Source organism: Nocardia tenerifensis NBRC 101015, from assembly GCF_000308715.1.
Classification (GTDB): Bacteria; Actinomycetota; Actinomycetes; order Mycobacteriales; family Mycobacteriaceae; genus Nocardia; species Nocardia tenerifensis.
Genome location: NZ_BAGH01000119.1, coordinates 83,788 through 107,427 on the forward strand (window position 1 = coordinate 83,788; position 23,640 = coordinate 107,427).

28 protein-coding genes are annotated in these 23,640 nt (G+C 67.4%); 14 read left to right on the forward strand and 14 right to left on the reverse strand.

Features of this window, described 5'->3' with window-relative positions; all coding sequences use genetic code 11:
• Positions 1 to 59 precede the first annotated feature (59 nt).
• Entirely contained in the window at positions 60 to 443 is a 384-nt protein-coding gene (locus tag ON39_RS09955; RefSeq protein WP_051186470.1) for a YdeI/OmpD-associated family protein, read from the forward strand.
• 22 nt (positions 444 to 465) lie between these two features.
• Here ON39_RS09955 and ON39_RS09960 read toward each other — a convergent pair whose 3' ends face one another.
• Positions 466 to 1,110 (reverse strand): NAD(P)H-dependent oxidoreductase, encoded by a 645-nt coding sequence (locus tag ON39_RS09960; RefSeq protein WP_040733099.1) that lies wholly within the window; start codon positions 1,108 to 1,110, stop codon positions 466 to 468.
• 60 nt (positions 1,111 to 1,170) lie between these two features.
• On the opposite strand from ON39_RS09960, the gene ON39_RS09965 reads away from it, so the two are divergent.
• Positions 1,171 to 1,533 (forward strand): MerR family transcriptional regulator, encoded by a 363-nt coding sequence (locus tag ON39_RS09965; RefSeq protein ID WP_040733179.1) that lies wholly within the window; start codon positions 1,171 to 1,173, stop codon positions 1,531 to 1,533.
• A gap of 129 nt (positions 1,534 to 1,662) precedes the next feature.
• The gene (locus ON39_RS09970; RefSeq protein ID WP_040733102.1) at positions 1,663 to 2,166 is read left to right on the forward strand and encodes a flavin reductase family protein; all 504 of its coding nucleotides are present in this window, start codon (positions 1,663 to 1,665) and stop codon (positions 2,164 to 2,166) included.
• Positions 2,167 to 2,172: 6 nt separating this feature from the next.
• Here ON39_RS09970 and ON39_RS09975 read toward each other — a convergent pair whose 3' ends face one another.
• Entirely contained in the window at positions 2,173 to 3,009 is an 837-nt protein-coding gene (locus tag ON39_RS09975; RefSeq protein WP_040733103.1) for an RNA polymerase sigma factor SigF, read from the reverse strand.
• Positions 2,999 to 3,445 carry a hypothetical protein gene (locus ON39_RS09980; RefSeq protein WP_063713331.1) on the reverse strand — a complete coding sequence of 149 codons (447 nt, stop codon included), beginning with the start codon at positions 3,443 to 3,445 and terminating at the stop codon, positions 2,999 to 3,001. The genes ON39_RS09975 and ON39_RS09980 overlap by 11 nt, the downstream gene beginning before the upstream one ends.
• A gap of 215 nt (positions 3,446 to 3,660) precedes the next feature.
• Here ON39_RS09980 and ON39_RS09985 point away from each other — a divergent pair, with 215 nt between their 5' ends.
• Entirely contained in the window at positions 3,661 to 4,335 is a 675-nt protein-coding gene (locus ON39_RS09985; RefSeq protein WP_040733104.1) for a PAS and ANTAR domain-containing protein, read from the forward strand.
• Between the two features lie 8 nt (positions 4,336 to 4,343).
• On the opposite strand, the gene ON39_RS09990 is transcribed toward ON39_RS09985, so the two are convergent.
• From ON39_RS09990 to ON39_RS10015, 6 genes are all read right to left on the reverse strand, one after another.
• Entirely contained in the window at positions 4,344 to 5,246 is a 903-nt protein-coding gene (locus ON39_RS09990; protein ID WP_040733107.1) for an STAS domain-containing protein, read from the reverse strand.
• A gap of 181 nt (positions 5,247 to 5,427) precedes the next feature.
• Positions 5,428 to 6,159, reverse strand: a complete 732-nt coding sequence (locus tag ON39_RS09995; RefSeq protein WP_051186473.1) for a phosphoribosyltransferase — start codon at positions 6,157 to 6,159, stop codon at positions 5,428 to 5,430.
• Positions 6,160 to 6,313: 154 nt separating this feature from the next.
• The gene (locus ON39_RS10000) at positions 6,314 to 7,069 is read right to left on the reverse strand and encodes a GAF and ANTAR domain-containing protein (RefSeq protein ID WP_083894359.1); all 756 of its coding nucleotides are present in this window, start codon (positions 7,067 to 7,069) and stop codon (positions 6,314 to 6,316) included.
• 15 nt (positions 7,070 to 7,084) lie between these two features.
• Positions 7,085 to 7,969 (reverse strand): GAF domain-containing protein, encoded by an 885-nt coding sequence (locus ON39_RS10005; RefSeq protein WP_040733108.1) that lies wholly within the window; start codon positions 7,967 to 7,969, stop codon positions 7,085 to 7,087.
• 45 nt (positions 7,970 to 8,014) lie between these two features.
• The gene (locus tag ON39_RS10010; protein WP_211336407.1) at positions 8,015 to 9,910 is read right to left on the reverse strand and encodes a CheR family methyltransferase; all 1,896 of its coding nucleotides are present in this window, start codon (positions 9,908 to 9,910) and stop codon (positions 8,015 to 8,017) included.
• Positions 9,907 to 10,494: a chemotaxis protein CheB gene (locus ON39_RS10015; protein ID WP_040733109.1), complete on the reverse strand. Its 588-nt coding sequence runs from the start codon at positions 10,492 to 10,494 to the stop codon at positions 9,907 to 9,909. The genes ON39_RS10010 and ON39_RS10015 overlap by 4 nt, the downstream gene beginning before the upstream one ends.
• Positions 10,495 to 10,811: 317 nt before the next feature.
• Here ON39_RS10015 and ON39_RS10020 point away from each other — a divergent pair, with 317 nt between their 5' ends.
• On the forward strand, positions 10,812 to 10,982 hold the full coding sequence (locus ON39_RS10020) for a CsbD family protein (protein ID WP_040733113.1): 171 nt from the start codon (positions 10,812 to 10,814) through the stop codon (positions 10,980 to 10,982).
• A gap of 162 nt (positions 10,983 to 11,144) precedes the next feature.
• Positions 11,145 to 11,828: a hypothetical protein gene (locus ON39_RS10025; protein WP_040733115.1), complete on the forward strand. Its 684-nt coding sequence runs from the start codon at positions 11,145 to 11,147 to the stop codon at positions 11,826 to 11,828.
• Between the two features lie 29 nt (positions 11,829 to 11,857).
• Here the strand turns inward: ON39_RS10025 and ON39_RS10030 are convergent, their stop codons facing one another.
• Both ON39_RS10030 and ON39_RS10035 read right to left on the reverse strand, forming a co-directional pair.
• Positions 11,858 to 12,277 (reverse strand): MarR family winged helix-turn-helix transcriptional regulator, encoded by a 420-nt coding sequence (locus tag ON39_RS10030; RefSeq protein ID WP_040733118.1) that lies wholly within the window; start codon positions 12,275 to 12,277, stop codon positions 11,858 to 11,860.
• A complete protein-coding gene (locus ON39_RS10035) occupies positions 12,267 to 13,643 on the reverse strand; it encodes an MFS transporter (protein ID WP_040733119.1) in 1,377 nt (458 codons plus the stop codon). The genes ON39_RS10030 and ON39_RS10035 overlap by 11 nt, the downstream gene beginning before the upstream one ends.
• A gap of 81 nt (positions 13,644 to 13,724) precedes the next feature.
• Between ON39_RS10035 and ON39_RS10040 the strand changes: the two genes are divergently transcribed.
• Positions 13,725 to 14,264 carry a hypothetical protein gene (locus ON39_RS10040; RefSeq protein WP_051186475.1) on the forward strand — a complete coding sequence of 180 codons (540 nt, stop codon included), beginning with the start codon at positions 13,725 to 13,727 and terminating at the stop codon, positions 14,262 to 14,264.
• A 49-nt stretch (positions 14,265 to 14,313) separates the two neighbouring features.
• Entirely contained in the window at positions 14,314 to 15,573 is a 1,260-nt protein-coding gene (locus ON39_RS10045) for a vWA domain-containing protein (protein WP_040733120.1), read from the forward strand.
• A 7-nt stretch (positions 15,574 to 15,580) separates the two neighbouring features.
• Here the strand turns inward: ON39_RS10045 and ON39_RS10050 are convergent, their stop codons facing one another.
• Positions 15,581 to 16,099 carry a PadR family transcriptional regulator gene (locus ON39_RS10050; protein ID WP_040733121.1) on the reverse strand — a complete coding sequence of 173 codons (519 nt, stop codon included), beginning with the start codon at positions 16,097 to 16,099 and terminating at the stop codon, positions 15,581 to 15,583.
• 106 nt (positions 16,100 to 16,205) lie between these two features.
• Between ON39_RS10050 and ON39_RS10055 the strand changes: the two genes are divergently transcribed.
• On the forward strand, positions 16,206 to 16,760 hold the full coding sequence (locus ON39_RS10055) for a DUF3159 domain-containing protein (protein WP_040733122.1): 555 nt from the start codon (positions 16,206 to 16,208) through the stop codon (positions 16,758 to 16,760).
• 25 nt (positions 16,761 to 16,785) lie between these two features.
• Positions 16,786 to 18,090, forward strand: coding sequence for a carotenoid oxygenase family protein (locus ON39_RS10060; RefSeq protein ID WP_040733123.1), 1,305 nt, complete (start codon positions 16,786 to 16,788; stop codon positions 18,088 to 18,090).
• A gap of 48 nt (positions 18,091 to 18,138) precedes the next feature.
• Here ON39_RS10060 and ON39_RS10065 read toward each other — a convergent pair whose 3' ends face one another.
• Both ON39_RS10065 and ON39_RS10070 read right to left on the reverse strand, forming a co-directional pair.
• Positions 18,139 to 18,729 (reverse strand): MerR family transcriptional regulator, encoded by a 591-nt coding sequence (locus ON39_RS10065; RefSeq protein WP_040733124.1) that lies wholly within the window; start codon positions 18,727 to 18,729, stop codon positions 18,139 to 18,141.
• Between the two features lie 141 nt (positions 18,730 to 18,870).
• Positions 18,871 to 19,149 (reverse strand): hypothetical protein, encoded by a 279-nt coding sequence (locus ON39_RS10070; RefSeq protein ID WP_040733125.1) that lies wholly within the window; start codon positions 19,147 to 19,149, stop codon positions 18,871 to 18,873.
• A gap of 415 nt (positions 19,150 to 19,564) precedes the next feature.
• On the opposite strand from ON39_RS10070, the gene ON39_RS10075 reads away from it, so the two are divergent.
• The 4 genes from ON39_RS10075 to ON39_RS10090 all read left to right on the forward strand — a co-directional run bounded on the left by ON39_RS10075 (position 19,565) and on the right by ON39_RS10090 (position 23,619).
• Positions 19,565 to 19,858, forward strand: coding sequence for a hypothetical protein (locus tag ON39_RS10075; RefSeq protein WP_040733126.1), 294 nt, complete (start codon positions 19,565 to 19,567; stop codon positions 19,856 to 19,858).
• A 78-nt stretch (positions 19,859 to 19,936) separates the two neighbouring features.
• The gene (locus ON39_RS10080; RefSeq protein ID WP_040733127.1) at positions 19,937 to 21,340 is read left to right on the forward strand and encodes a DUF1254 domain-containing protein; all 1,404 of its coding nucleotides are present in this window, start codon (positions 19,937 to 19,939) and stop codon (positions 21,338 to 21,340) included.
• 300 nt (positions 21,341 to 21,640) lie between these two features.
• Positions 21,641 to 22,870 (forward strand): cytochrome P450, encoded by a 1,230-nt coding sequence (locus tag ON39_RS10085; RefSeq protein ID WP_040733186.1) that lies wholly within the window; start codon positions 21,641 to 21,643, stop codon positions 22,868 to 22,870.
• Positions 22,871 to 22,878: 8 nt separating this feature from the next.
• Positions 22,879 to 23,619, forward strand: coding sequence for a TetR/AcrR family transcriptional regulator (locus tag ON39_RS10090; RefSeq protein WP_040733128.1), 741 nt, complete (start codon positions 22,879 to 22,881; stop codon positions 23,617 to 23,619).
• Positions 23,620 to 23,640: the final 21 nt, after the last annotated feature.

Sequence of the window (23,640 nt, forward strand, 5' to 3'; positions counted from 1 at the left end):
CTTCGGATGAGCTTGAAAAGTGCTCATTCGGTGCGCACTTCAACGCGGATGATGGGTTCATGGAGACCATCGACACCACCCCGATTCGCTTTCCCGATGCGGCGCACTGGGAGTCATGGCTGGCCGAGCGGTACGACTCGGCGGAGGTCTGGCTCGTGATCGCCAAAAAGAGCGCGTCCTCACCGGGACTCACGATCGGCGAGGCCCTCGACGTCGCCCTGTGCTACGGCTGGATCGACAGCCATCGTAGAAGGCTGGACGAAGACCATTTCCTCCAGCGCTATTCGCCGCGACGCGCGAAAAGCCCTTGGTCCCAGGTGAATATCGAAAAGGCGAAGGTACTGATCGCCGCGGGCCGGATGCGCGAACCGGGGCTGACGGCGTTCCGTGCGGCCGGACGTCGGACGCCGAAAGCCATTGTCGCGCAGCAGAACCAGATGTGAAGCGAGGTCTTGGAGCCGCCGATCAACTCCCCGCTGTCTGCCGGTCGAAGACCGCTTGGGCACGCTGAGCCAGGTCCGCGCCGACCTTGTAACCCTGCGCCGCCAGCTCCGCATGCACTCCCGCATCGGTGGTCTCGGTCCCGTAGAGAATCTCGACGGCCGACTCCGCGATCTCCGAGTAATCACCGATGCCCGTTTTGAGTTGCAGCGTCAGCGAGTCCTTGTAACCCCGGCGATCGAAACTGGCCTGATTGACCCCCGCCAGCGCGATGAAGTGCAGTTCCCGCACCGCGCTCGGCCCCTCGGGCGAGCTGTTCTCATAGGCCCAGCCGCGGCTGAACACACGATCGATCCACCCCTTGGCCAGGGCCGGCAGCGACCACCAGTAGACCGGGAACAGCAGGGCCACGACGTCGGCCGCTTCGATCAACTGCTGCTCGCGTCGCACATCGTCGGGGACCTCGCCGAGCAGTCGATGCACCGCCAGGTCCGCCGCGGTGAAGACCGGATCGAACCCCGACGCGGTCAGATCGTGCGTGGTGGCGACGGTTCCGCCGTCGGCTCGAATTCCCTGCTCGACCGCGCGCGCCACGGCCCAGGTGGCGGACTCGTGATCCGGGTGGGACACCACGAGCAGTACGTTCGGCCGACTCCGTTCGTTGGTCATACGACCAAGCTAAAGTATGACACTAACGTCAATGTCAAGGCACGGATGGAGGACCGGCGAATGCGGATCAAGGATTTGAGCGAGCGCACCGGCGCGAGCCCGCGCATGCTGCGCCACTACGAGAACGCGGGCGTGCTCACCCCGCGCCGCGACCCCAACGGCTACCGGCAGTACGGCGAGGCGGACGTCAAAACCGTGCACGACATCCGCTGCCTGCTCGCCTGCGGTCTCTCCCTGACCGAGGCCGCCGCCCTCATCCACATCGCCTGCACCGCGCCGCAGAGCGCCACCGACGCCGACCGCGCCGAGGTGCTCGCGCAACTCGACGAGCGCGCCCGTCAGCTGGACGCGGGCATCGAGCGACTCCGCACCGAAAAGGCCAGCCTCGGCAAACTCCGTAACGAGATCGCGACCGCCTCCTGACCGGCGGGCACCGCGATCGGGCAACCGAATTGCCCGCGACGTCCGTACTGTGGTGCATGGACTGCCCACTTGCCTTGATTCTCGCCGAACCCGCGGCGCAGGTCAGGCCCGGAGCCGAGCGCGAGGACAATGTCGGACAACGCCACAGCAGATCGTTCCGATTTCGACGCGGTGATCGCGGCCGCCGACTACCCGGTGTTCGTGGTCACCACCCGCTCGGGCGACCGCCAAGCCGGATGCCTGGTCGGCTTCACCACGCAGGTGAGCATCGAGCCACGGCGCTTTCTGGTCGGCATCTCCAAGGCCAATTTCACCTTCGGCGTGGCGATGGCCGCCGAGCACCTCGCCGTGCACCTGCTCGGCCGGGAACAATCCTCGCTGGCGGCGCTGTTCGGCGCGGAGACCGGCGACGACATCAACAAGTTCGCGCACTGCAAATGGCAGCCCGGTCCCGCCGAGCTACCCATCCTCACCGCCGCCGCGGGCTGGTTCGCCGGCCCCATCCTCGAACGCCACGATCTGGGCGATCACGTGGGCCTGATCATCGAACCGCGGGACGCCTCCGCGCCGCCGCCCACCGAGGCGTTGCGATACAACTCCGTCGCCGGCTTGAAACCCGGCCACCAGGCTTGACGCCGGTCAGGCGACCTCGGCCGGTTGCTCGTCCATAGCCTGCTCGCGCAGGGTGTGCAACGTCTTGGACAGAATGCGCGACACCTGCATCTGCGACACGCCGAGCTGCTCCGCGATCTGCGCCTGGGTCAGCGACTCGAAGAACCGCATGATCAGCACGCGCCGCTCCCGCTCGGGCAGCGCCGCGATCAACGGACGTACCGTCATCGACTGCTCGAGCAGCTCGTAGCACGGCTCCTCCGCGCCGAGTCCGGCGGCGACGGGCAGCGCCGAGTTCTCGCCGTCGTCGCGGGTGATGCCCTCGATCGAGTTGGTCTGGTAACCGTTGCGCGCGATCAACGCCTGGGTGATCTCGGTGAGCTCCACGTCCAGCTCGGCGGCGATCTCCCTGGCGGTGGGCACGCGGCCGAGCCGGTTCGACAGGGTCTCGGTCGCGGGACCGATCAGCTGCTGAATCTCCTTGAGCCTGCGCGGGACTCGCACCGCCCAGGTGCGGTCCCGGAAGTGCCTGCGAACCTCGCCCATGATCGTCGGAACGGCGAACGACAGGAACGAACTGCCACGCGAGACGTCGAACCGGTCGACCGCGAGAACCAAACCCACCCTGGCGATTTGGTGCAGATCGTCGAAAGCCTCACCACGCCCGGCGAACTTGCGCGCGATGTGCTCGGCCAACGGCAGACTGAGCTCGATCACCTTCTCGCGCAGCGAGTTCCGGTGCGGATCGGTCGCCGGCAGCGCCGCCATCTTCTCGAACCAGGGTTCGATGTTGTCGTAGCTGTCACCGCGGGAACTAGTGCGCCGCGGTGTGTCGGCTCGGTCCGTGGTGAACTCACGTCGCATCGGATATTCCTCGCTCCCAACTGAATTCGATGGCCGTCGGATACCCACCCGCGTCCGGATCAAAAGGGTCCTGGATCAGTTCGGCCGAGTCGGTGAGCACCTGCACCAGCTGCCAGCTCAGCGGATCGCGGCTGACCTCGACATCGCGCGTGGTCGTCGCGCTGATCCGCACGCTCAGCCGCCGCTTGTTGTAGGTGAACGCGCACCGCAGCGTCGAGCCGGGCACCGCGTCGAGCATCAGCGCGGTCGCCGCCTCGCTGAGCACCAGCCGGATATCGGGGATCGCGTCGAGCGTGACGTCGGCCATCATGCATGTGGTGTCGGTGAGCGCACGCAGCATTCCCAGCTCGTGCGGCTCCGCGGCCAGCTCGAGAGCCACCCGGTGGGCCACCACGGCCGTCTGCTGTGGTGTCGCTGTCTTGGAAACCACCTTCATCGTTTTCACCGCCTCCCAACGATTCACTCCGGCCATACCCGCGCCGCGCCGCGCCAACCCGGCGGTCGGCAATCCCGACCGGGCGGTGTGACCGGCCTTACCCGACCGAACGGACGGCGCGCTCAGTGACCGTGCGGTGTTTCAATATCGTTTCGACACGAACGAGCAGGCCCCCGGGACGCACAGAAACCGCAGGTGGGGCGCATACTGGCCGGGTGGTGGAGACAGGCGCGGCGACTTCGGACGCGGCGACCGACACGGTCGTCCAGGTGGTCGGTGGCGCCCCTCAGGCGACGGGGACCTTCGGATTCCGGTTCGCCGATCAGCGTTGGGTGTGGTCCGACGAGGTCGCCGCGATGCACGGATACGAGCCGGGCTCGGTGACCCCGACCACGGAACTCCTACTCTCGCACAAGCATCCCGACGACCGCGCGCACGTCGCGGACGCGATAGCCAAGTCGTTGCGCGATGCGGAGCCGTTCTGCAGTCGCCACCGCATCCTGGATACCGAGGGCCGGACTCGCCACGTCCTCGTCTTCGGCCACACCATGACCGAGGGCGACGTGGTCGTCGGCACCACCGGCTACTACGTCGACCTGACCGAGGTCCTCGACGAGCAGCGCCAGGAGTTGCTCACCGGCACGCTGCCCGAGCTGGTGGCGGCGCGGGCCGTGATCGAACAGGCCAAGGGCGTGCTGATGCGGGTGTACCGCCTCGACGCCGAGCAGGCCTTCCGCGTCCTGCAGTGGCGCTCGCAGGACACCAACGTGAAGCTGCGTACGCTGGCCGCCCGGCTGATCGCCGAACTCGACGCGCTGCCGCCCGCGTCGCCCCAGGTGCAGACCGCCTTCGACCATCTGCTGCTGACGGTGCACGAGCACCCGGACTAGCGCGGCCTTCAGGCCTCCGGCCGCCGCGTGGTCTCGCCGGTGCCGCTGCGACTGACCTCGTAGCCGAGCAGACGTTCGGCCTCCTCGATCCCGCCCTGGAGGTCGCCGACCGCGTTCATCTTGGAGAGATCGAGACCGATGGTGACCAGCGTCAACGCGATCTCCGAGGAGAGGCCGGTGATGATCACGTTCGCGCCCATCAGCCCGGACGCGTCGACGGTCTGCACCAGGTGATTGGCCACGGTGGAGTCGATGGTCGGCACGCCGGTGATGTCGATGACGACCACCTTGGCGCGGTTGGCGCGGATCGCCCGCAGCAACTGCTCGGTGAGCTGACGCGCGCGCTGACCGTCCAGCACACCGATGATGGGCAGGATCAGCAGCTGCTCACGCACCTGGAGCACCGGCGTGGACAGCTCGCGGATCGCCTCCTGCTGCTGCCGGATGATCCGCTCGCGCTCCTCGACGAACGACACGCCGACGGTGTTGGCGATGCGGTTCGCGGCCGGTTCATACGCGTCGAGCACGGCGTTGAGCAGCTGGAAGTCGGCCTGATACTTCTCGAACAGCGAGCGGGCGAGCACGTCGCGCAGCAGCAGCACGATGCCCAGGACCTCGTCGGTCTCGACGCCTCTCGGGATGATGCGTTCGGACAGGTCGCGCGCGTAGTCCTGCAACGCCTCGACTGAACCGGTCTCCAGCACGGCGACGTAGTTGTCGTAGACGGAGGTCGCCTCGGAGAACATCTCGTCGGGCGTCATCGCGGTCAGCAACTGCGCCTCGGTGATCCGGCGCGCCCACTCCTCGCGCAGCACGGTGCGGTTCTGCCGCAAATGCTCGACCAGCTCGGAGAGCAGACCCTCGCTGACACCGTTGGAATTGGTGTCCGCCGTGACAGCGGTAATCGACATCTCGGACAATGCCGCCTCCGGTCCATCCCCACACACAGCGGACTCGTGTGCTCGAAAGATACAGCGGCCAGCCTTTTGTTGGACCGCCCGCCGCCCGCAGATCGTATACCGATCGCGGGCCGCGTATGCATTGAAAGTGCCCACATCGGGTTTTCGGGCGCGCCGGGACAGGGTACTCGTTCTACCCTGCGCCGCTTCCGTTACCCGCCAGGCGAATTCGTCGAAGTCTCGGCGCGTGACCGCTGAGCAACTGGTCGACGTCCGCGTCGGTGATCGAGTCGAATCGCAGGTACGCATCGCTGATCGGACGGGCGCGAATAGGCGTTTCCAAGCACACGATTTTGTCGGCGTGGAACGACAGCGTCCGCAGGATGCGATGCGGCGCGATCGGCACGGCGAGCACGACCCGGATCGCGCCGCGCCGATACGCGGCTTGGCACGCCGCCCGCGCGGTCATGCCCGTGACGACGCCGTCATCGACGACCAGCGCCGTGCGCCCGGCCAAGGTCGCGGGGGGTCGATGTCGGCGGAATCGCTCGGACCGGCGCCGCAGCCGGTCGAGCTGATGCGCCTCGGTGTCGAGGAGTTCCCTTGTGGTCAGCAAGGCGCTGCGGACGGTGACCTCGTCGATGATCCGGACGCCCTCGCCGATGGCGCCGAAGGCCAGGTCAGGCCGGTAGGGGACGGGAAGCTTGTGGACGACGAGGGTGTCGAGCGGTAGCCGCAAGCGAGCGGCTATCTCATACGCCACCGTGACGCCGCCGCGGGGCACGCCGAGGACTACGACGTCCGAACCGCGGAAGGCCTGCAATCGACCGGCGAGGCGGCGGCCCGCGTCGGAACGATCATCGAACCCCGAGCGCGCGGTGGCGCGATCATCGGCGGGGTCGCTGAATAAAGCCGGATTGTTCATACCGATCACCGAGTCTCGACTGGGCACGATCCGCCAGCCGCACTTCGGGACTCAGCAGGAGATATACGTCTATTCTACTCGGCGGTACGAGCACCGCCATCGGTTGACGTGCAGATTCACGTCACGCGTGAAATATCTTGGCTGAGTGGACGCCTCACGCCCGGCGACGGGACCGCTTCGGCTCTTGCGGCTCGGCGAAATGCGGCGGGGAGGGCGCCCCGCCCGTGACCCGCTCGATCATTTCGACGGCCAGGTCCGCGACGCGGACATTCTGCCGCTGGGACTTGCTCCGCAGCACGGCGAAGGCCGCGTCACGGTCGCAGCGCAGCTCCGCCATCAGGATGCCGAGCGCCTGATCGATGGTGGATCGAGAGGCCAGCGTCTCGCGCAGTTGCTCGGTCAGCTTGGACTGCCGGGTGGTCTCGGTCGCGACGCCGAACAGCACACCGAGGTGCTCGGCGGTGAGGGACGCGGCCCGCCGGACGCGTGCGGTGAAGTTGCGCGGTTTCGGCGAGTACAGGGTCATCGCGCCGACCACCGCGCCGTCCACCGAGATCGGCAGCGAGTAGATGGAGTGGACACCGTTGCCCAGCATGCGGGCTCGATAGCCGTCCCAGCGCTGCTCTTGCGCGACGTCCGGCACCGAAATCTCTTGCGCCGTAACGATCGCCTGCAGGCTGGGGTCGTACCCGTCGCTACATTCGGCCTCCTTCACCAGCATCGCGTGTGCGTCGCTCGAACCGCCGACCTTGTCCCCCTGCTCATAGGTGAGCGTCATCCCGGTCATCGGATGACCCGGTAGCATCCGCGTGACGATTTCGGCGACGGCGCACAGCGAGTCGTCGACCTCGGCGCCGGTCAACAACAGCGCCGTCAGATCCGACATCCCCAAAGCCAGGTCATCAGCCATGAGACATCCTGGGGCTCAACATAATTCGTATCCGTCCTCGAGAACGCGGCGAGCCACCTCCGAGACGGCCGTGCCGTCGGAGAAGGCGCGTGCGCGCAGTAAGGCCAGCGCGGCATCGAGATCGCATTCGCACCGCACCGCCACCATGCCGACCGCCTGGTGCACGACGGCGAGGTAGTCGGCGTCGTCGAACAGCGTGCCTCGCGGCGCGCCGTCGTCGTCGGTGCCGTACGAGAGCAGCACCGTGGTCGCGAGCGCGTCGGCCACGTTCTCGGCGGCCGGAGCGAGGTCGGTGCGCAGCGCGGCGCGGCTGGTGAAGACGCACAGGGAACCGAGCAGGTGGGAGGAGCGCAGGGGGACCGCGATCACCGACCGCACGCCCAGTTCGGTGAGAGCCGGCCCGTATTGCGGCCAGCGAGTGAACAATTCCGCGCCGGCCGCGGTGACGAAGTCCTGGCCGTCGAGTACGTCGCGGGCCGGGCCCTGACCGATCCGCTGCTCGAGATCCTGCGCGGCCCGCGCGGTGGTGTCCGAGGCGGCGACCAGCAGATCGTCGCCCGTCGGGCCAACCAGGGTGACCGCGGCGCTGTCCATGTCGAGATGCTGGGCCACCGAAGCCATGAAGACCGGCCGCGTCGTGACCCGATCCTCGATGTGCCACCGCTGTAGGCGCAGGGCGTGTAATCGATGCAGCCGCGCACTGGCGAGGTGTCGCTCCTCGATTCGTCGATGCAGCTCCGCCATGCGGCGCCGGAAAGGCTGCATGGATTCGGGTGGCTGGGTGGCCTGCACCTCGTATTTCGCGGCCAACGCCCCCGCCCGAGCCGCGCGTTCTTGCCCGACGGCGAATTGCTGCCACTCGCGGGCGACTTCTTCGTGAGCGTCCGAATGCGACCGCACGCCTCCAGGGTACGCGCTCGACGCGATATCAGCGGTCCGACCGTCCTACTTCGCACCGTGTGTCGGGGAAATTTCCTCCAGGAGCAACACCACACCGTCGCGTGTGCCGTCCAGCGGCGAGCAGGTAACCGCACACACGATCGAGCGTCCGATTCGGTTGACGGCCGGGACCTCCACCGGGCCGACGCGGCGGCCCGTTTTGAGGCAGCGCTGGACGCTGTCGTGCAGCCGCCCGGTGGGCAGGCCGAAGTCGAGCGTGAAGAACATTTGTTGCTGGACCTCGTCCGCCCGCAGCCCCCACATTTCCTCCGCGCCCCGGTTCCAGCTCTTCACCCGGAACTCGGCATCGAGCACGACTACCGCCGCCGCAACGCTGGAGAGCACGCCCTCGACGAACGTACGGGTCTCGTTCAATTCGTCGGTCCGGATCCGCATCTCCTCGTTCATGGTTTCGAGTTCTTCGTTGCCCGACTGGAGTTCCTCGTTGGTGGCCTCGAGTTCCTCGTTGGTCGATTGCAGTTCTTCGTTCGTCGTCTCCAGTTCCTCGATGCTGGACTGGAGCTCTTCGTTCGTGGTTTCCAGCTCTTCGTTGGTGGATTGGAGCTCCTCGTAGGCGGTTTCGAGCTCCTCCCTCTTTATCTTTATCTCCAGCGAGAGCCGGGTCGGCACCGTGGTGTCGATGAAATGCACTACGACGCCGACGTACACGCCGTCGCCGCCGTAGAGCGGCTGGACGTGCACGTCGAAATACTGGGTATTGTCCGGGCCGAGTTTGCGTTCGGCCGCGGCGACCCGAAGGGTGCGACGTTCGGACGTGGCCTGATCGATCAGCGAGCGCAGTTCGACCGGCCGATAGGAGATCTCCAGTTCGCTCAGCGGCCTGCCGATATCGTGGTGCGTCAGGCCGAATTGGCTGCGCATCTGATGGTTGACGATGGAGATCTTGCTCTCGGTGTCCAGACCGAGCACCCCGATCGGGGCCGCCTCCAGTGCGAGCTCGCTGAGCTGACGCTTCTTGACCAGGCCCTGTACCTCCAGGCCGAGGTCGACGTCGAGCCGCGTCGGGCTCGGCTGGATCGGCGGCTTGGCCTCGCCCGCCCGGCGCCGGAAGATGCGCTGGCGCATACCGGCCACCCCGAATCGTTCGCCGTCGGAGAGCAGCAGTTCGGCCTTGCCGAGGAACAGGAATCCGCCCTCCCGCAACGCGAAACGGAACCGGTCCAGGATGTGCGACTGCGCCTCGGCGTTGAAATACATCAACGTATTCCGGCACACCAGCAGATCGAGGCGGGAGATGGGCGCGTCGCGCGTGATGTCGTGGCGACCGAATATCACCCGCCGCCGCAGGTCCGCCCGGAAGACGAAGCGGTCGCCGATCGGCTCGAAATACCGGTCCCGCAGTTCACGCGACAGCGGCGCGAGCGCCTTCGCCGGATAGGCGCCCGCCCGCGCCTCGCGCAGCGCTTCCTCGTCGACATCGGTGCCGTACAGCTTGACCCGTTTCGCGCATTCTTCGACGCCGAGTGCCTCGGCGAACGCGATCGCGAGCGAATAGGTCTCCTCGCCGCTGGAGCAGCCCGCGCTCCAGATCCGGATCTCGTCGTTGCTGTTGGCGATCAGTTCCGGCAGTACCTCGCGCTGAAGGTACTGCCAGGCCTCCACGTCGCGGAAGAAGCTGGTGACATTGATCAGGATCGTGTTGAACAGGTGGCCGAACTCTTCGGCGTTGCTCTCCAGCAGATCTCGGTAGTCGAGATAGTCGGTGATCTGAATCTCGTGCATTCGCTTGCGGATACGCCTGGTCAGCGACGAGCGCTTGTACCCGGTGAAATCGAATCCGCGCGAGTCGCGAATGAACAGCAGCAGATCCTCGAGCTCACGGTCGACGGTGTCGCTGTCTTCATCCGGTGTCGTCATCGTCTCCTCGCTGGGTTCGGTCACGACGTGCTCTCCGTGAGGAGGGCACGGATGACGTCGGCGATCTCGTCAAGGGGCAGAACAAGGTCGACGTCGCCGGTGGCCACGGCGGCGCTCGGCATGCCCTTGAACTCCGCGTCGTCTGGATCCTGCGCGATCACCGTGCCGCCACGGGCCTTGATCGCGCGCACGCCGGTCGCGCCGTCGCCGCCGGAGCCGGTCAGCACACACGCGATGGCGCGGCGTCCGTAAGCGCCCGCCACCGATTCGAACAGCAGGTCGGCCGAGGGGCGAACGAAGTGGACGAGCTCGCTGCGGATCAGCGTGAGGGCGCCGCGCGGCTCGACCAGCAGGTGGTAGTCCGGCGGGGCGATGTAGACGGTTCCGGGCTGTATCGTCTCGCCCGCCTCCGCCAGTTTCACGTGCAATTCGGTTCGGCGCGCGAGCAATTCGGCCAGCACCGTCTTGTGCCGGGGGTCGAGATGCTGAACGACGAGGACGGGCACCGGCAACGTGGCGGGAAGGGCGCCCAGGACCTTGAACAGTGCCGTGATCCCGCCCGCCGACGAGGTCATGGCGACGACGGCGTATTGGTCATCGGTGGTCATGGTCGCGGACCGGCCGTGAGGTGCACGGAATCAGGGTAACGCCATTGCGGGTCCCCGCCGGGCAGCCGCCCCACCGTGTGCGGAGCTACCGCGGTCCGGTTTCGCGCGGGCGCGCGGCGAGCGGTCGCCGGGGCGCGGTTCCTCGGACGGACTTACCGGTACGTTTCGCGGCGTTAGCCCTGGTGGAGAGCCTGACGGCGCACTGGTGTGACCGTGGCGACGGCCGACGGGGGTTTGCCTGTCGCCGGCCCGGTTATCCGACCTACGACTGGCCCGAAAGGCAGGTCGGTCGAGCCCGACGCGAAAGGGGTTAGACAATGAGCACAGCTGACAAGGCCAAGAACAAGGCCGAGGACCTCGGCGGTCAGGCGAAGGAGAAGTTCGGTGAGGCCACCGACGACCAGGACCTGAAGAACGAGGGCAAGGGCGACCAGATCAAGTCCAACCTCAAGGACGCAGGCGAGAAGATCAAGGACGCCTTCAAGTAGACCGGCACACCGGTCGCTGTCCAGGAGCGGGTGCGTGCCCTATCGGGCGCCACCCGCTCGCCCATGTCCGGGGGAGTCCTGCCGAAAATGTCTCGATCGTGGTGCGTCCGGCGATAAAGTGCGGTGGTCCAGCGCTTTGATCGACGGCTCGAAAGGATCGGGATGATCGCGGCACGGATGGTCGCTGTTGTCGCGTCGGTGTTCGTCGGCGCGGGGTTATTGGGTGGTGTGCGGCCTGCCGCGGCGGGGCCGACGGCGTGCGCGGCGGGAAATCCGTTGCAGCCCACCGCGGAACTGTTCGCCACCGACAACACCGCTACCATCACCGACCCGGAGGATCAACGGCTGCGCGGTCGGCTAGAGGGCTTCGAGCTGGCGGTCGACGGAATCGCGGTGCAGCACATCGGTTTACCGGTCGGTTCCACGCTCGTCAGCGGCGTGTTCTGGTCGGATGAGCGCAAGCAGGCGACCTACGAGCGGTCCCGCGAGTTCCATCTGGCCTGTGTCGACGCCGCCGATCTGCACCGCATAGCCGATCGAGTGCGCGCGCGGTTCCAGCAGGAATCGGTGCTGACCTTCCAGCGACTCGCACCGAGTTCGCCTGGGGTGGACGCTTTTACGGTGACGATCGCGGGGGTCGACGTCCGGCGGTTCCGCGACGGGCTCGTGGCCGATCCGGTGGCCCGCGAACGGCTCGTCGGCGGATCGGTCACCGAGGCGAACACCTTGATCCTGGTGGTCGACGTCGCCGACCTGGAGTTGGCGCAGCGCTTCGTCGCCGGGCTCGGCGGCGTGTGGGACGCGGCGAGCGTGCAGTACGGCGATCGCGAGTTCGTCGGCGGCTGAGGGCCTTTCGGCTCAGTGCTCGATACGGCTCAGTGCTCGATCCTGTTGAGGATGTCGCGTAGCGTCCGCAGATCGTCGGCGGGCAGGGCGTTGACCGAGTCGGGTGCGGGATCCGGCGTCGCCAGGGCCTTGGCGAGCACGGCCCGGCCGGCCGCGGTGATGGTGACGAGCTTCTTGCGCCGGTTGGTCGGATCGACCTCGCGGACGACGTAACCTAGCTCCTCCAGCTGATTGACCGCGACGGTGGTGGCGGGCGCGTCCATCGCCGCGGCGTAGGCCAGCTCCTTGACGGTCATGGGCTCGGCGCGCAGCCGGCGCAGCACCCGGATGCGACTGAACGACAAGCCGGTCCGCTCCACCGCCGCGCGCCGCCACGGGTCGCGGGAGTACAGGACGACCCGGGTGAGCAGCGCCCACACCTCATCGGGTGTTGGGTTCTCATCCGACATGAACGGGCACCTTCTGTTCCAGCAGCGGGGCGACGCGGTCACTGGACCGCTTCGCCGACGGGGTATTGGCGACGATGCCGAGTATGGCGACGCCGAGGGTCAGCACGGCGATCACCCACCACAGTGCCGCGCCCGACAGCGCGCCGCACAGCGCCACGCCGACACTCACCCCGATCTGCCGGCTGGTCGAGGCGACCGCGGACGCCGCGCCCGCCCGATCCAGCGGCATCCCGCTGACCGCGGTGTTGGTGATCGGCGCGTTGACCATGCCGAAACCGATCCCGAACAGCGCGAACATGATCACCAGCGCCCATACCGGGGTGTTCGCGTCGAGCCTGGTGAGCAGCAGCGCGGCGATCGTCATCAGCACGCCCGCCGCGATCAGCGACGGTTTGGTGCCGACCCGGCCCACCAGCCGGCCGGACAGCGGCGAGAAGATCATCACCGCGATGGCCTGCGCCAAATACAGCACACCGGTGTGCACGGCCGAGTAGTGCCGCACCCCTTGCAGATACAGCGAGCAGCTGAACAGGAACGCGCCGAGCGCGGCGAAGGCGAAGACGGCGATGACCGTCGCCGACGCGAACGGGATGCTGCGGAAGAACCGCAGATCGATAAAGGGGTCGGCGTGGCGTGACTCGCAGAACATGAAGGCGGCGAGCGCGATCACCGAGATCACGAAGATCTCCGGCCTGCGCTCGATCAGCCCGAACACCGTGGAGAACAGGAACACCATGGCGAGCAGCTGCCCGGCCGGATCGATGCCGCGCACCGTCGCCGACTTCGTCTCGGGCACGAAGGTGGCCGTGAACACCAGCGCCACCGCGACGATGGGCAGATTGATCCAGAACACCGACTGCCAGCCGAACGCCTCGATGAGAATGCCGCCGGCGGTCGGGCCGAGCGCCATCGCGATGCCGACCACCGCGCCCCACACGCCGATCGCGCGGGCGCGCTCCATTCTGCCGGTGAACACCGTGGTGATGATCGACATCGCCACCGGATTGAGCATCGAGCCGCCGATCGCCTGCACGAACCGGGCGCCGATCAGGAACTCGATGGTCGGCGCGAGGCTGCACAGCAGCGAGCCGATCGCGAAGGTGATCAAGCCGATTCGGAACACCCGGCGCCGGCCGAACCGGTCGGCCGCGCCGCCCGCCAGCATCAGCAGGCTGGCCAGGGTGAGGGTGTAGATGTCGACGATCCACTGCAGCCGCGACAGCGGCGCGTGCAGGTCCGTCCGGATGGTGGGGATCGCGACGTTCACGATGGTCGCGTCCATGGAAACGATCAGCAGGCTCAGGCAGCACGTGGTCAGCACGAGCGTCTTGCGACGGGCCGACATCCCCTGGACAGTTGTAGTCACACAACTATTGTTAAATCACAACAGTTCCGGATGCAAGGGTTGTGATCTGCGTCGCACCCGTCGGGTTGGCATGCTGGACGGGTGATCTCGGGATCTGCGGCGCTGTTCCTCGGTGGGCGTTCGGGTGTGGGTAAGAGCCGGGTCGGCCTCGCGGTGCACGCGCTGCTGGCCGAGGCGAAGGTGCGGCACGCGCTGATCGAGGGGGACAATCTCGACATGGCCTACCCGCCGACGTGGGAGTACGGACTCGCCGAGCTGAATCTGGCGGCCATGTGGCAGAACTATCGCGCGCTCGGCTACCGGCGGCTCGTCTACACCAACACCGCCAGCGTGCTGCCCGAGGTCATCGGCGAGCTCACCGCCGCGATGGGGGATACGCCCTCGGTCACTGCGGTATTGCTCACCTGTGACGATCGCACCGCTCGCGCGCGACTCGCGCAGCGCGAGAACGGCATCGAGTTGCGGCGGCATATCGAGCGCAGCATGGCGATGTCGCGCGAGCTGTCCGCCGCGGCGCCGAGCTGGGTGCACGTCGTCGACACCACCGACCGCTCGCCCGAGGAGGTCGCGGCGCAGGTCGTCGCGCTCACCGGCTGGTCGAACCCGACCACGGCCGAGTAGCGGCTGCCCTACCCTGACTACGGTTCGTCGGTTCGAGGTAGGAGTCTCGGTGGGTGCTGCGCTCGTGAAGGGGCAGAACGGTTCGCTGGCTCAGTCACGGGTCGTGGTGTCGGTGCGGACCGAGGCGGCCGTGGATCTATCCGCGTTGCTCGTCACGGCGGCGGGCACGGTGCGCTCGGACGCCGACTTCGTCTTCTTCAACCAGCCCGCCGCGCCCGGTGTCGTGCTGCGCGCCGACGACAGTGCGGCGCTGGAGGTTTCGTTCGACGAGGTGCCCGAGGAGATCGATCAGCTGCGAGCGGTCGTCACCCTGGACGATCCCGGCGCGGTGTTCGGCCGATATGCCGCGCCGGTGGCGACGGTGACCGATTCGCTCGGAAACGTGGTGTACGAGTATCGAATCGAGGGTCTCGACACGGAGTCCGTGGTCATCGCGCTCGAGCTGTATCGGCGCGGCGGTGGGTGGAAGGTGCGGGCCGTCGGCCAGGGTTACGCGGGCGGGTTCGCCGCGCTGGTGACCGATCATGGTGTGCGCGTGGACGATCCGCCCGCCGCCCAGCCTCTCGAACGGTCGGCGGAGCGCGTGCGTACCGTCCCGGGCGAGGCGGCGCTCTCGTTCGAGAAGCGCGAACGGCTGGACATGCGCAAGCGCGCTGTGGCCAAGGTGCTGATCGACAAGGGCGCCTGGGGAATTCGAGCGCGCGTCGTGCTGGTGATCGACAAGACCGGCAGCATGCACAAGCAGTACCGCACCGAGGTCGTGCATCGGGTGGTGCAGCGGATGATTCCGGTGGCGACGCAACTGGACGACGACGGCTCGCTCGAGGCCTACCTCTATGCCCTCTCGTTCGCCAAGCTGCCCGACATCACGGTCGCGCGCAGCGAGGAGTGGACGCGGACCTTCCTGCATCTCGGCGGCGTCCACGAGGGCATCGACTACGGCGAAATCGGCGGCCGCAACGACGAATTGCCGGTCATGCGCGACATCATCGCCTCGCTGCGTCCCGGTGACGGCCCGACGTTGGTCCTGTTCTTCACCGACGGCGGCTTCGCGAACAAGCGGGATATCGGCGCGCTCATGCGCGAGGCGTCCCGGCTGCCCGCCTTCTGGCAGTTCATCGGCCTCGGCCGCGCCAACTACGGCCTGCTGCGCTCGCTCGACGAGATGACCGGCCGAATCGTCGACAACGCCGGGTTTTTCGCGCTGGACGACATCGATCAGGTGGACGACGGCGAGCTGTACGCGCGGCTGCTCGGCGAGTTCCCGGCGTGGCTGCGGGCGGCCGAGGCGGCGGGCATCCTGCGCTGAAACCGCTTCAGCGGTAGGGTTTTTGCTTCTTGGCCCACTCGGCCCACTCCTTGTTCATGGCGAAGAAGCGTTTGCCCCACTCCAGGGCGAGGTGGCCGTTGCGGGAGAATTCGTCGTCGTCCCAGTCGATCGACTCCTCGAGCGAGATCAGCTCGGCGTGACCCTCGGCGGCCCAGGTCGCGATGCCGGTCAGGTACTCCTCGGCCCGCGCGCGCGGGATCACGCCGAGGAAGAAGACGCGCAGGAGCAGTTCGTTGCGGTTGGTCTGCTTCGGCTCGGTCTCGGTGAGCCAGTGTCGCAAATCGGACAGGCCGGCCTCGGTGATCGAGTACTCCTTGCGGCCGCGCGGGCCCTCGTCCGACACGGTGACGAGTTCGGCTTCGGCGAGTTTGGTGAGTTCGGTATAGATCTGGCTCTGCGTGGCGGACCAGATATTGGCCAGCGAGTACTTGAACCGCTGCAGCAGGTCGTACCCGCTGGCGGGGTGGTCGGCCAGCAACCCGAGCATCGCGTACCGCAGACTCATGCCCTCACTCTACATTCCAGTCTTGACAGGTCGACATCGCAGTCTCTAGTTTCGACATGTCACAATAGGAATATCGCGGCAACGCGAGCCGAGGAGCTTCTCGAACATGTCGTACCTGCGCACCTTCGCCCCCTGGATCGTTTACGCCGTGATTCCCTCCGCGCAGTGGCAGTGGGCCGCGCTGGCCGCGCTGCTGCTGTCGGCGGTGGAGGTGGCCCGTCAGCTCCGGGCCGGCCGCACGCTCGACGCCCTGCTGATCGATGTGGGCTCGCTGGTCTTCTTCGCGGCGCTGACCGTGCTCGCCTTCGCCGATCCGGATACCGCCCTGCACCCCTACGGTCCCGCGCTGTCGTCCGGGGTGCTCGCGCTGATCGCGATAGCGTCGCTGGCGGTGCGCAAGCCCTTCACCCTCGGCATCGCGAAACAGTCTGCGCCGAAAGAACTCTGGGATCATCCGGTGTTCGTCCGCACCGCCTACGTGCTCACCACGGTCTGGGCGGCGAGCTTTACCCTCGGCTGCGTCGTGCTCGTCGCGCTGGCGCACGCGGGCTCGACCCCGCGGACCATCGCGCAGATCGCGGCCTTCGTGATCCCGATCGTCTTCACCGTCCGCTATGTCGCCTATATCCAGGCCAAGGCGCCCGCCCGCGCCGAGGGCTGACCTTCGACCAGATCGGTTGTCTGCCATGACCACATCCGCGCCACACCTCACCGGCAACTACGCCCCGGTCACCGACGAGCTCACCGCCGTCGACCTCCCGGTCACCGGGCGGATCCCGGCCGAACTCACCGGCTGGTATCTGCGCAACGGCCCGAATCCGCAGGCCGCCGCCTCCCGCCACTGGTTCGTCGGGGACGGCATGGTGCACGGGATCCGCATCGAGAACGGCCGCGCCGTCTCCTATCGCAATCGCTGGGTGCGCACCGCCACCTTCACCGACGGCGTGCGAACCTACGACGAGTCGGGCCACCACAACCTGGCCGCGGGCGTCGCCAACACCCACGTCATCCGGCATGCCGGGCGCACGCTCGCGCTGGTCGAGTCGTCCTACCCCTATGAACTGACCTGCGACCTGGACACCGTCGGACCCTACGACTTCGACGGTGCTCTGCGCACCGCGATGACCGCGCACCCCAAGACCTGCCCGGTCACCGGTGAGCTGCACTTCTTCGGTTACGAGCTGACCGTCGCGCCGTTCCTGACCTATCACCGCGCCGACGCTCAGGGCAATCTGCTGCTCAGCCGCCCGATCGACGTGCCCGCCGCGACCATGCAGCACGACTTCAACCTCACCGCCGAGCACGTCGTATTCATGGACCTGCCGGTCGTTTTCGACGTGGCCGCCGCTATCGCGGGCACGGGAATGCCGTTCCGCTGGAGCGACAGTTATCCGGCGCGGCTCGGCGTGCTGCGCCGCGACGATCCGCACGGCGCGGTGCGCTGGTTCCCGATCGAACCCTGCTACGTCTTCCACACGCTCAACGCGCACGACGAGCCGGGCAGGATCGTGCTGTACGTGATGCGCTATCCGCAGTTGTGGCGCGACGAGTCCCACACCTTCGAGAAGTCGACGCTGTGGCGCTGGACCATCGATCTCGCCGCGGGCACCGTGGCCGAGGAGCAGCTCGACGATCGGGTCGCCGAGTTCCCCCGGGTGGACGATCGTCTGGTGGGGCTGGATTCGCGCATCGGTCACGCGGCGGTGGCCGGTGATTCGGGCGCGCTGCTGCGCTACGACCTGCACACCGGCGCGAGCAGCGCGCACGAGTTCGGGCCCGGCCGAATCCCCGGCGAGGCGGTGTTCGCGCCTGCCGACGAGAAGCCCGGCGGCGACGGCTATCTCATGACGTTCGTCTACGACGCCGCGACCGACGGCAGCGAGCTGGCGATCCTGGACGCCACCGACCTGGCCGCCGCGCCGCTCGCCACCGTGCACCTGCCGCGGCGGGTTCCGTTCGGGTTCCACGGAAGTTGGCTCGCCGACCGGTGATTCGGGTGCCGTCGCCGGAGTGTGCTCCGGCGACGGCCCGCTAGTGGGTCAGGATTCCAGCGGCCACAGGGCGCGTCGCTGTTCACGCATGCGCTGTTGTTCCTGTGGGCTCAGCGCGGCGAAGGCTTGTTCGCGGCCGCGCGTGAGCGCCGCGAGTTCGTCGGCGCTGAGCTGAGCCATTGCCGTGCGCCGTGATTCGGCGAGTTCCGCGAACTGTTCGGGGGTCAGCGGCTGGTTCATGGTTATCGTCTCCTCGATCAACCGTAGGAACTGCGTGGCCGACGGTTCGACCAGGCGGTCGAGTCCGTCGAGCACACCGAGGAGGCGGGTGCGTAAGGCGATGGCCTGCCCGATCCGCTCCTCGACCAGCGTCAACTGGTCGAGGATCAGCGTGCGCGGGTCCTGATCGGCGGTGTCGAGCACCGCGCCGATCGTGTCCAGCGCGAAACCGAAGCTGCGCAGGGCGATCACCCGGTGCAGCCGCCGGACGTCGGCCTCGGTGTAGCAGCGATGCCCGCCGGACGTGCGGTTCGACGGCGACAACAGGCCTAGCCGGTCGTAGTGATGCAGTGTCCGGACGGTGATCCCGGTTTCCCTTGCCAGTTCACCGATCCGCCAGCTGCGCTGCGTCTCGCCCATCGGCCCTCCTCTCGGTGCGCGTAATTCACGCTAGAACCTGACGTAGCGTCGGATTCAAGGGTGAATTTCCCGCACGCGCCGACGACGGAGCGTGCGGCCGGAGAGGTGATGGGGGAGCGGGGTTCTGGGTGTGGGCGGGGATCAGCCGATGACGGCGTTCATGATTGTGCCCGCGCTGGTGGCGACGACACCGCCGATCATGGCGCCCGCCACCATCTTCGGGGAGTCGAGTCCGCCACCGGTCCATTTCTCCCAGGCGAACTTGCCGCCCGCGTAGATGATCGCGGTGATGCCCGCCAGCAGGACGAACCAGGTGAAGTAGCGGACCAGTTGGAGGAACTTGTCGGAGACCGGCGGAGCCTCGGGGCTGGGATTGCCGATCTGAGCAAGCAGTGTGTCGTGCACGGCGAGCAGGATCATCGTGGTCAGCTCATTCTGGATTCGGGACGGGGTGAGATTCGCTGACTGCGATGGTATCGGTTTGTTCGCTGTAATGCAGTCGGGTCGGGTGCGGCGCAGTGGAGTTCGGCGTCGCCACGCACTTGCCGGGGTTGCTGATGGTCGGGATGATGGGAGGGGCGGGGTGCTCGAAGACCCGGTCGCCGCGCACCGCCGATCGAGGTCGGCGGGTTGTCGCTTACTACCGCTTGGGGGCGATTGCGCAGGTGGCGCCGCGGAGCGTGAGCTCGCGATCGTGGTCGGCCCCCCACGCGGCGGCCACGCGATCACCGGCCTGCCCGTATCCTCGTACAAGATCGAATCCATCGGCGGTTGAACAGCTTTCGCGTGGCAGCTCGGCGGCGGCAAAGTTGTAGTGGAGCGTAGGGAGTAGACGGTGAGCATCATTCTGACGTCGATCGGGGATGGTTTCACGACGCTGGCGCAGGTCAGCAACCCGACGCCGGAGGCGCCGCCGTTGTCGGACAAGCTGTTACAGATGGTCCGGTACCTCACCTGGTTCGCGCTGCTGTCGGGGATCCTCGCCATCATCTTCGCCGGCGGCAAGTTCGCCTGGGAGAAGTGGCAGGGTGGGGCGCTGCAATCGCCGAAGATGATCGCGGGCGCCATGCTCGGCGGTGTCGTCGCGACGAGCGCGGGCACCATCATGAACGCGGTGCTCGGCACTTAGCCATTGTTCGGCAACCGCTTGGCTATACTCCTGCCCGGATCTCTTGCAAATGTCCGATCGGGAGCAGGGGAAAGGCCTATGGGCGGTACCGAGGGCGGACTGTCCCGCCGCAGCGTGTTCGGGTTGGCGGCGACCGTGGCGGTCGGACTGTCGGCGTGCGGCAGATCCGACGACGCCTCGTCCGGACCCGACACCGCCGCGCCGAGCGAGGCCGAGGCGATCGCCAAGGACGCCTACATCTTCGGCTTCCCGCTGGTCCTCATGGACGTCACCAGGGCCGCGGCCGAGGCGGCCACGCCGGCGAATCGGTTCCAGCACGCCGCGGCGCTGCCGACGCCGCAGCGCCGGGATGTTGTGCGGCTCAACCTCGACACGCTGTACTCGGCCGCGTGGCTCGACGTGCGGGCCGAGCCGATGGTGTTGCAGGTGCCCGCCATGGACGGCCGGTATTGGCTGATGCAGTTCATGGATGCCTGGACGAACACCGTGCACAATCCGAGTAGCGTTCGGCCGCAGGCGAAGTCGGGCGCGCCGTACACCTACGCGGTCGTCGGGCCCGGCTGGTCCGGGACGCTGCCCGACGGTGTCACGCCGCTGCCGGTGCCGACGCCGACCGTGTGGCTGGTCGGGCGGATCCAGGTCGACGGCGCGGCGGACCTGCCCGCGGTGCGCGCGATCCAGCAGCAGTTGCGGCTGGCTCCGCTGAGCGACTGGACCGCGGGGCGGCAGGCACCCACCGCTTCGCCCGCGCCGCAAGGGGATTCGACCCCGCCGGCCAAGCAGGTCGCCGAACTGGGCGCGCGGGACTTCTTCGATCGGATGTGCGCGCTGATGGCGACCAACCCGCCCGCCCCCGACGACGCGCCGGCCATGAAACGCTTTGCGACGATCGGGATCACGCCCGGCGGCGAGGTCGTCGGCCTGTCCGAGGGCGAACTGGCCGCCGCCGTCGACACCGCGCGCCAGCAGATTCCCGTCTACCTCGATCCCAAGTCCATCAACGAGAACGGCTGGACCTTCGACCCCGCCATCGGCACCTACGGCACCACCTACCTCCAGCGCGCCACCGTCGCGTGGAAGGGCCTCGGCGCCAACCTGCCCGAGGACGCCATCTATCCCACCCTCTTCGCCACCGCGGGCGCCAACGGCACCACGGGCCGCTTCCGCCTGCACTTCCCGCCCGGCCAAACCCCGCCCGTAGCCGCCTTCTGGTCCCTGACCGCCTACGACGCCGACAGCTACCTGATGCCCAACCCCGCGGGCATCTACGCCATCGGCCACCAGACGCCCGTGGTGCCCAACCCCGACGGCTCCGTCGACCTCGCCATCCAACACGACGACCCCGGCCCCGCGGTGCCCCTCGGCAACTGGCTCCCCATCCCCGCCTCCGGCCAATTCTCCCTCACCATGCGCCTGTACGCCCCGAAAGACGAAGCCATCCAAGGCCATTGGCAGCCCCCACCGCTGACCCCGGTGTCCTGAAGGCCGCTGCGGATCAAGTGTCATGCACGCGTGTGTCGCGGCGCGCCGGATCGGTTACGCGCCGAGCGGGTATGAGCGCGCAGCAGTCGGTCGAGTGTGCGGTTGACTGCCGCGCCGAGATCGCGCTGCTCTGCCGGTGGCTGCGCTCGTTCGGCGTGGGGTGCGGGGCGAAAAATTCAGTAAACGGGTTTTACTAAACACTGTTCACTGGGTGGGGGTCTGTGGTTCCATGCTTGTGGAACGTGTTCCACACAGTGTTGTGAGGTCTGCAGTTCAGACCGGTAGGAGATAGCCGTGACCGTGACCACGCCCGCGATTCCCGCGGGATTCGACTTCACCGATCCCGATGTGCTCGCCAGCCGACTGCCCGTCCAGGAGTTCGCCGAGCTGCGGCGGACCGCGCCCGTGTGGTGGTGCGAGCAGTCCGGGCGGGCCAGCGGGTTCGACGACGGGGGCTACTGGGTCGTGTCGAAGCTCGACCACATCAAGCAGATCTCGAAGCAGCCGGAGCTGTTCTCCTCGCACGAGAAGGGCTCGATCATCCGGTTCAACGAGGACGTCTCCCCGGAGCAGATCGGCATGCTCAACGACATGCTGCTGATCAACCTCGATCCGCCCAAGCACACCAAGGTCCGCCGGATCGTCTCGAAGGGCTTCACGCCGCGCGCGATCGAGAGCCTGCGCGCCGCGCTCACCGAGCGGGCCGCCAAGATCGTGCACGAGGCCAAGAAGAACGGCAGCGGCGACTTCGTCGAACAGGTCGCGTGCGAACTGCCGCTGCAGGCCATCGCCGAACTCATCGGCATCCCGCAGGAGGATCGCAAGAAGATCTTCGACTGGTCCAACCAAATGATCTCCTACGACGATCCGGAGTTCGAGGGCGATCACCAGGTGGCGACGGCCGAGGTGATGGGCTACGCGTGGAACATGGCCGAGGACCGCCGCAAGTGTCCGGCCGACGATATCGTGACCCAGCTGGTCAACGCCGACATCGACGGCGAGGGCCTGGCCTCCGACGAGTTCGCCTTCTTCGTCATCCTGCTGTCGGTGGCCGGCAACGAGACCACCCGCAACTCGATCACCCACGGCATGAAGGCCTTCGTGGACAACCCGGACCAGTGGGAGCTCTACAAGGAGCAGCGCCCGCGCACCGCGCCCGACGAGATCGTCCGCTGGGCCACCCCGGTGAACGCCTTCCAGCGCACCGCGACCCAGGATCTCGAGCTCGGCGGCCAGCAGATCAAGAAGGGCCAGCGGCTCGGCTTGTTCTACGGCTCGGCGAACTTCGACGAGGAGGCGTTCAAGGATCCGTTCAGCTTCGACGTGCTGCGCAACCCGAATCCGCACGTCGGGTTCGGCGGCACCGGCACGCACTACTGCGTCGGCGCTAACCTGGCCCGCCTGCAGATCGATCTGATGTTCAACGCCATCGCCGACGCGATGCCGAACCTGCGCCAGGTCGCCGAGCCGGTGCGGCTGCGTTCCGGGTGGTTGAACGGCATCAAGCGCTGGGATGTCGAATACGCTTGAATCAGCCTATGAGTAACCCCAAACCCCGGGGGCGCTCGCCGATCGTGACCGACGCTGAGATCCGGCGGGTGGCCAGGACCCTGCTTGTCGACCATGGACAGGCTGCGGTGAGTCTGCGCGCGATCGCGCGCGAACTCGGCATCACCGCACCCGCGCTGTACCGCTACTACGGGTCGCTGGACGACCTGCTGGAGCGGCTGCGGCTGGAGTTCTGCGCCGAGCTCGCCGGCGAGTTGGCCGCCGAGATCGCGACGCTGCCCGACGACGGGGTGGTGCAGTTCTTCGCCATCTGCAAGGGTTTTCGGCGCTGGGCGCTGGCGCACACCAGGGAGTTCACCCTGGTGTTCGCCTCGCCCGGCGGCGGCGAGGCCCGCGCGCTGCGCCGCTTCGACGAGCCGTTCGGCCGGATCTTCCTCGCCGCCGCGGGCCGGCTGCTCGCCAATTACGACATCGTCACCCCGCCGACCGACGTCATCCCGCCCGAACTGCGCGAGGATCTCGTGCACTTCCAAACCGAACTGCTTGCGGCACTGTCGGAGTCGGGCCAGAAGTTCCCCGCCGAGAAACTCGACCTCGGCGTCGTGTACCTCATGATCCAGATGTGGGCGCGCCTGTACGGCCACGTCACCCTGGAGGTCTTCGGCAATTACCCTATCCCGCTGTCCAATCCCGAGATCCTCTTCGACGCCATGCTGGTCGATCTCGGCCGCGCGGCGGGCCTGCTGAGCGAGGAGCCGCACGCCTCTTGAATCCGCCGCTGCGAGGGTGTG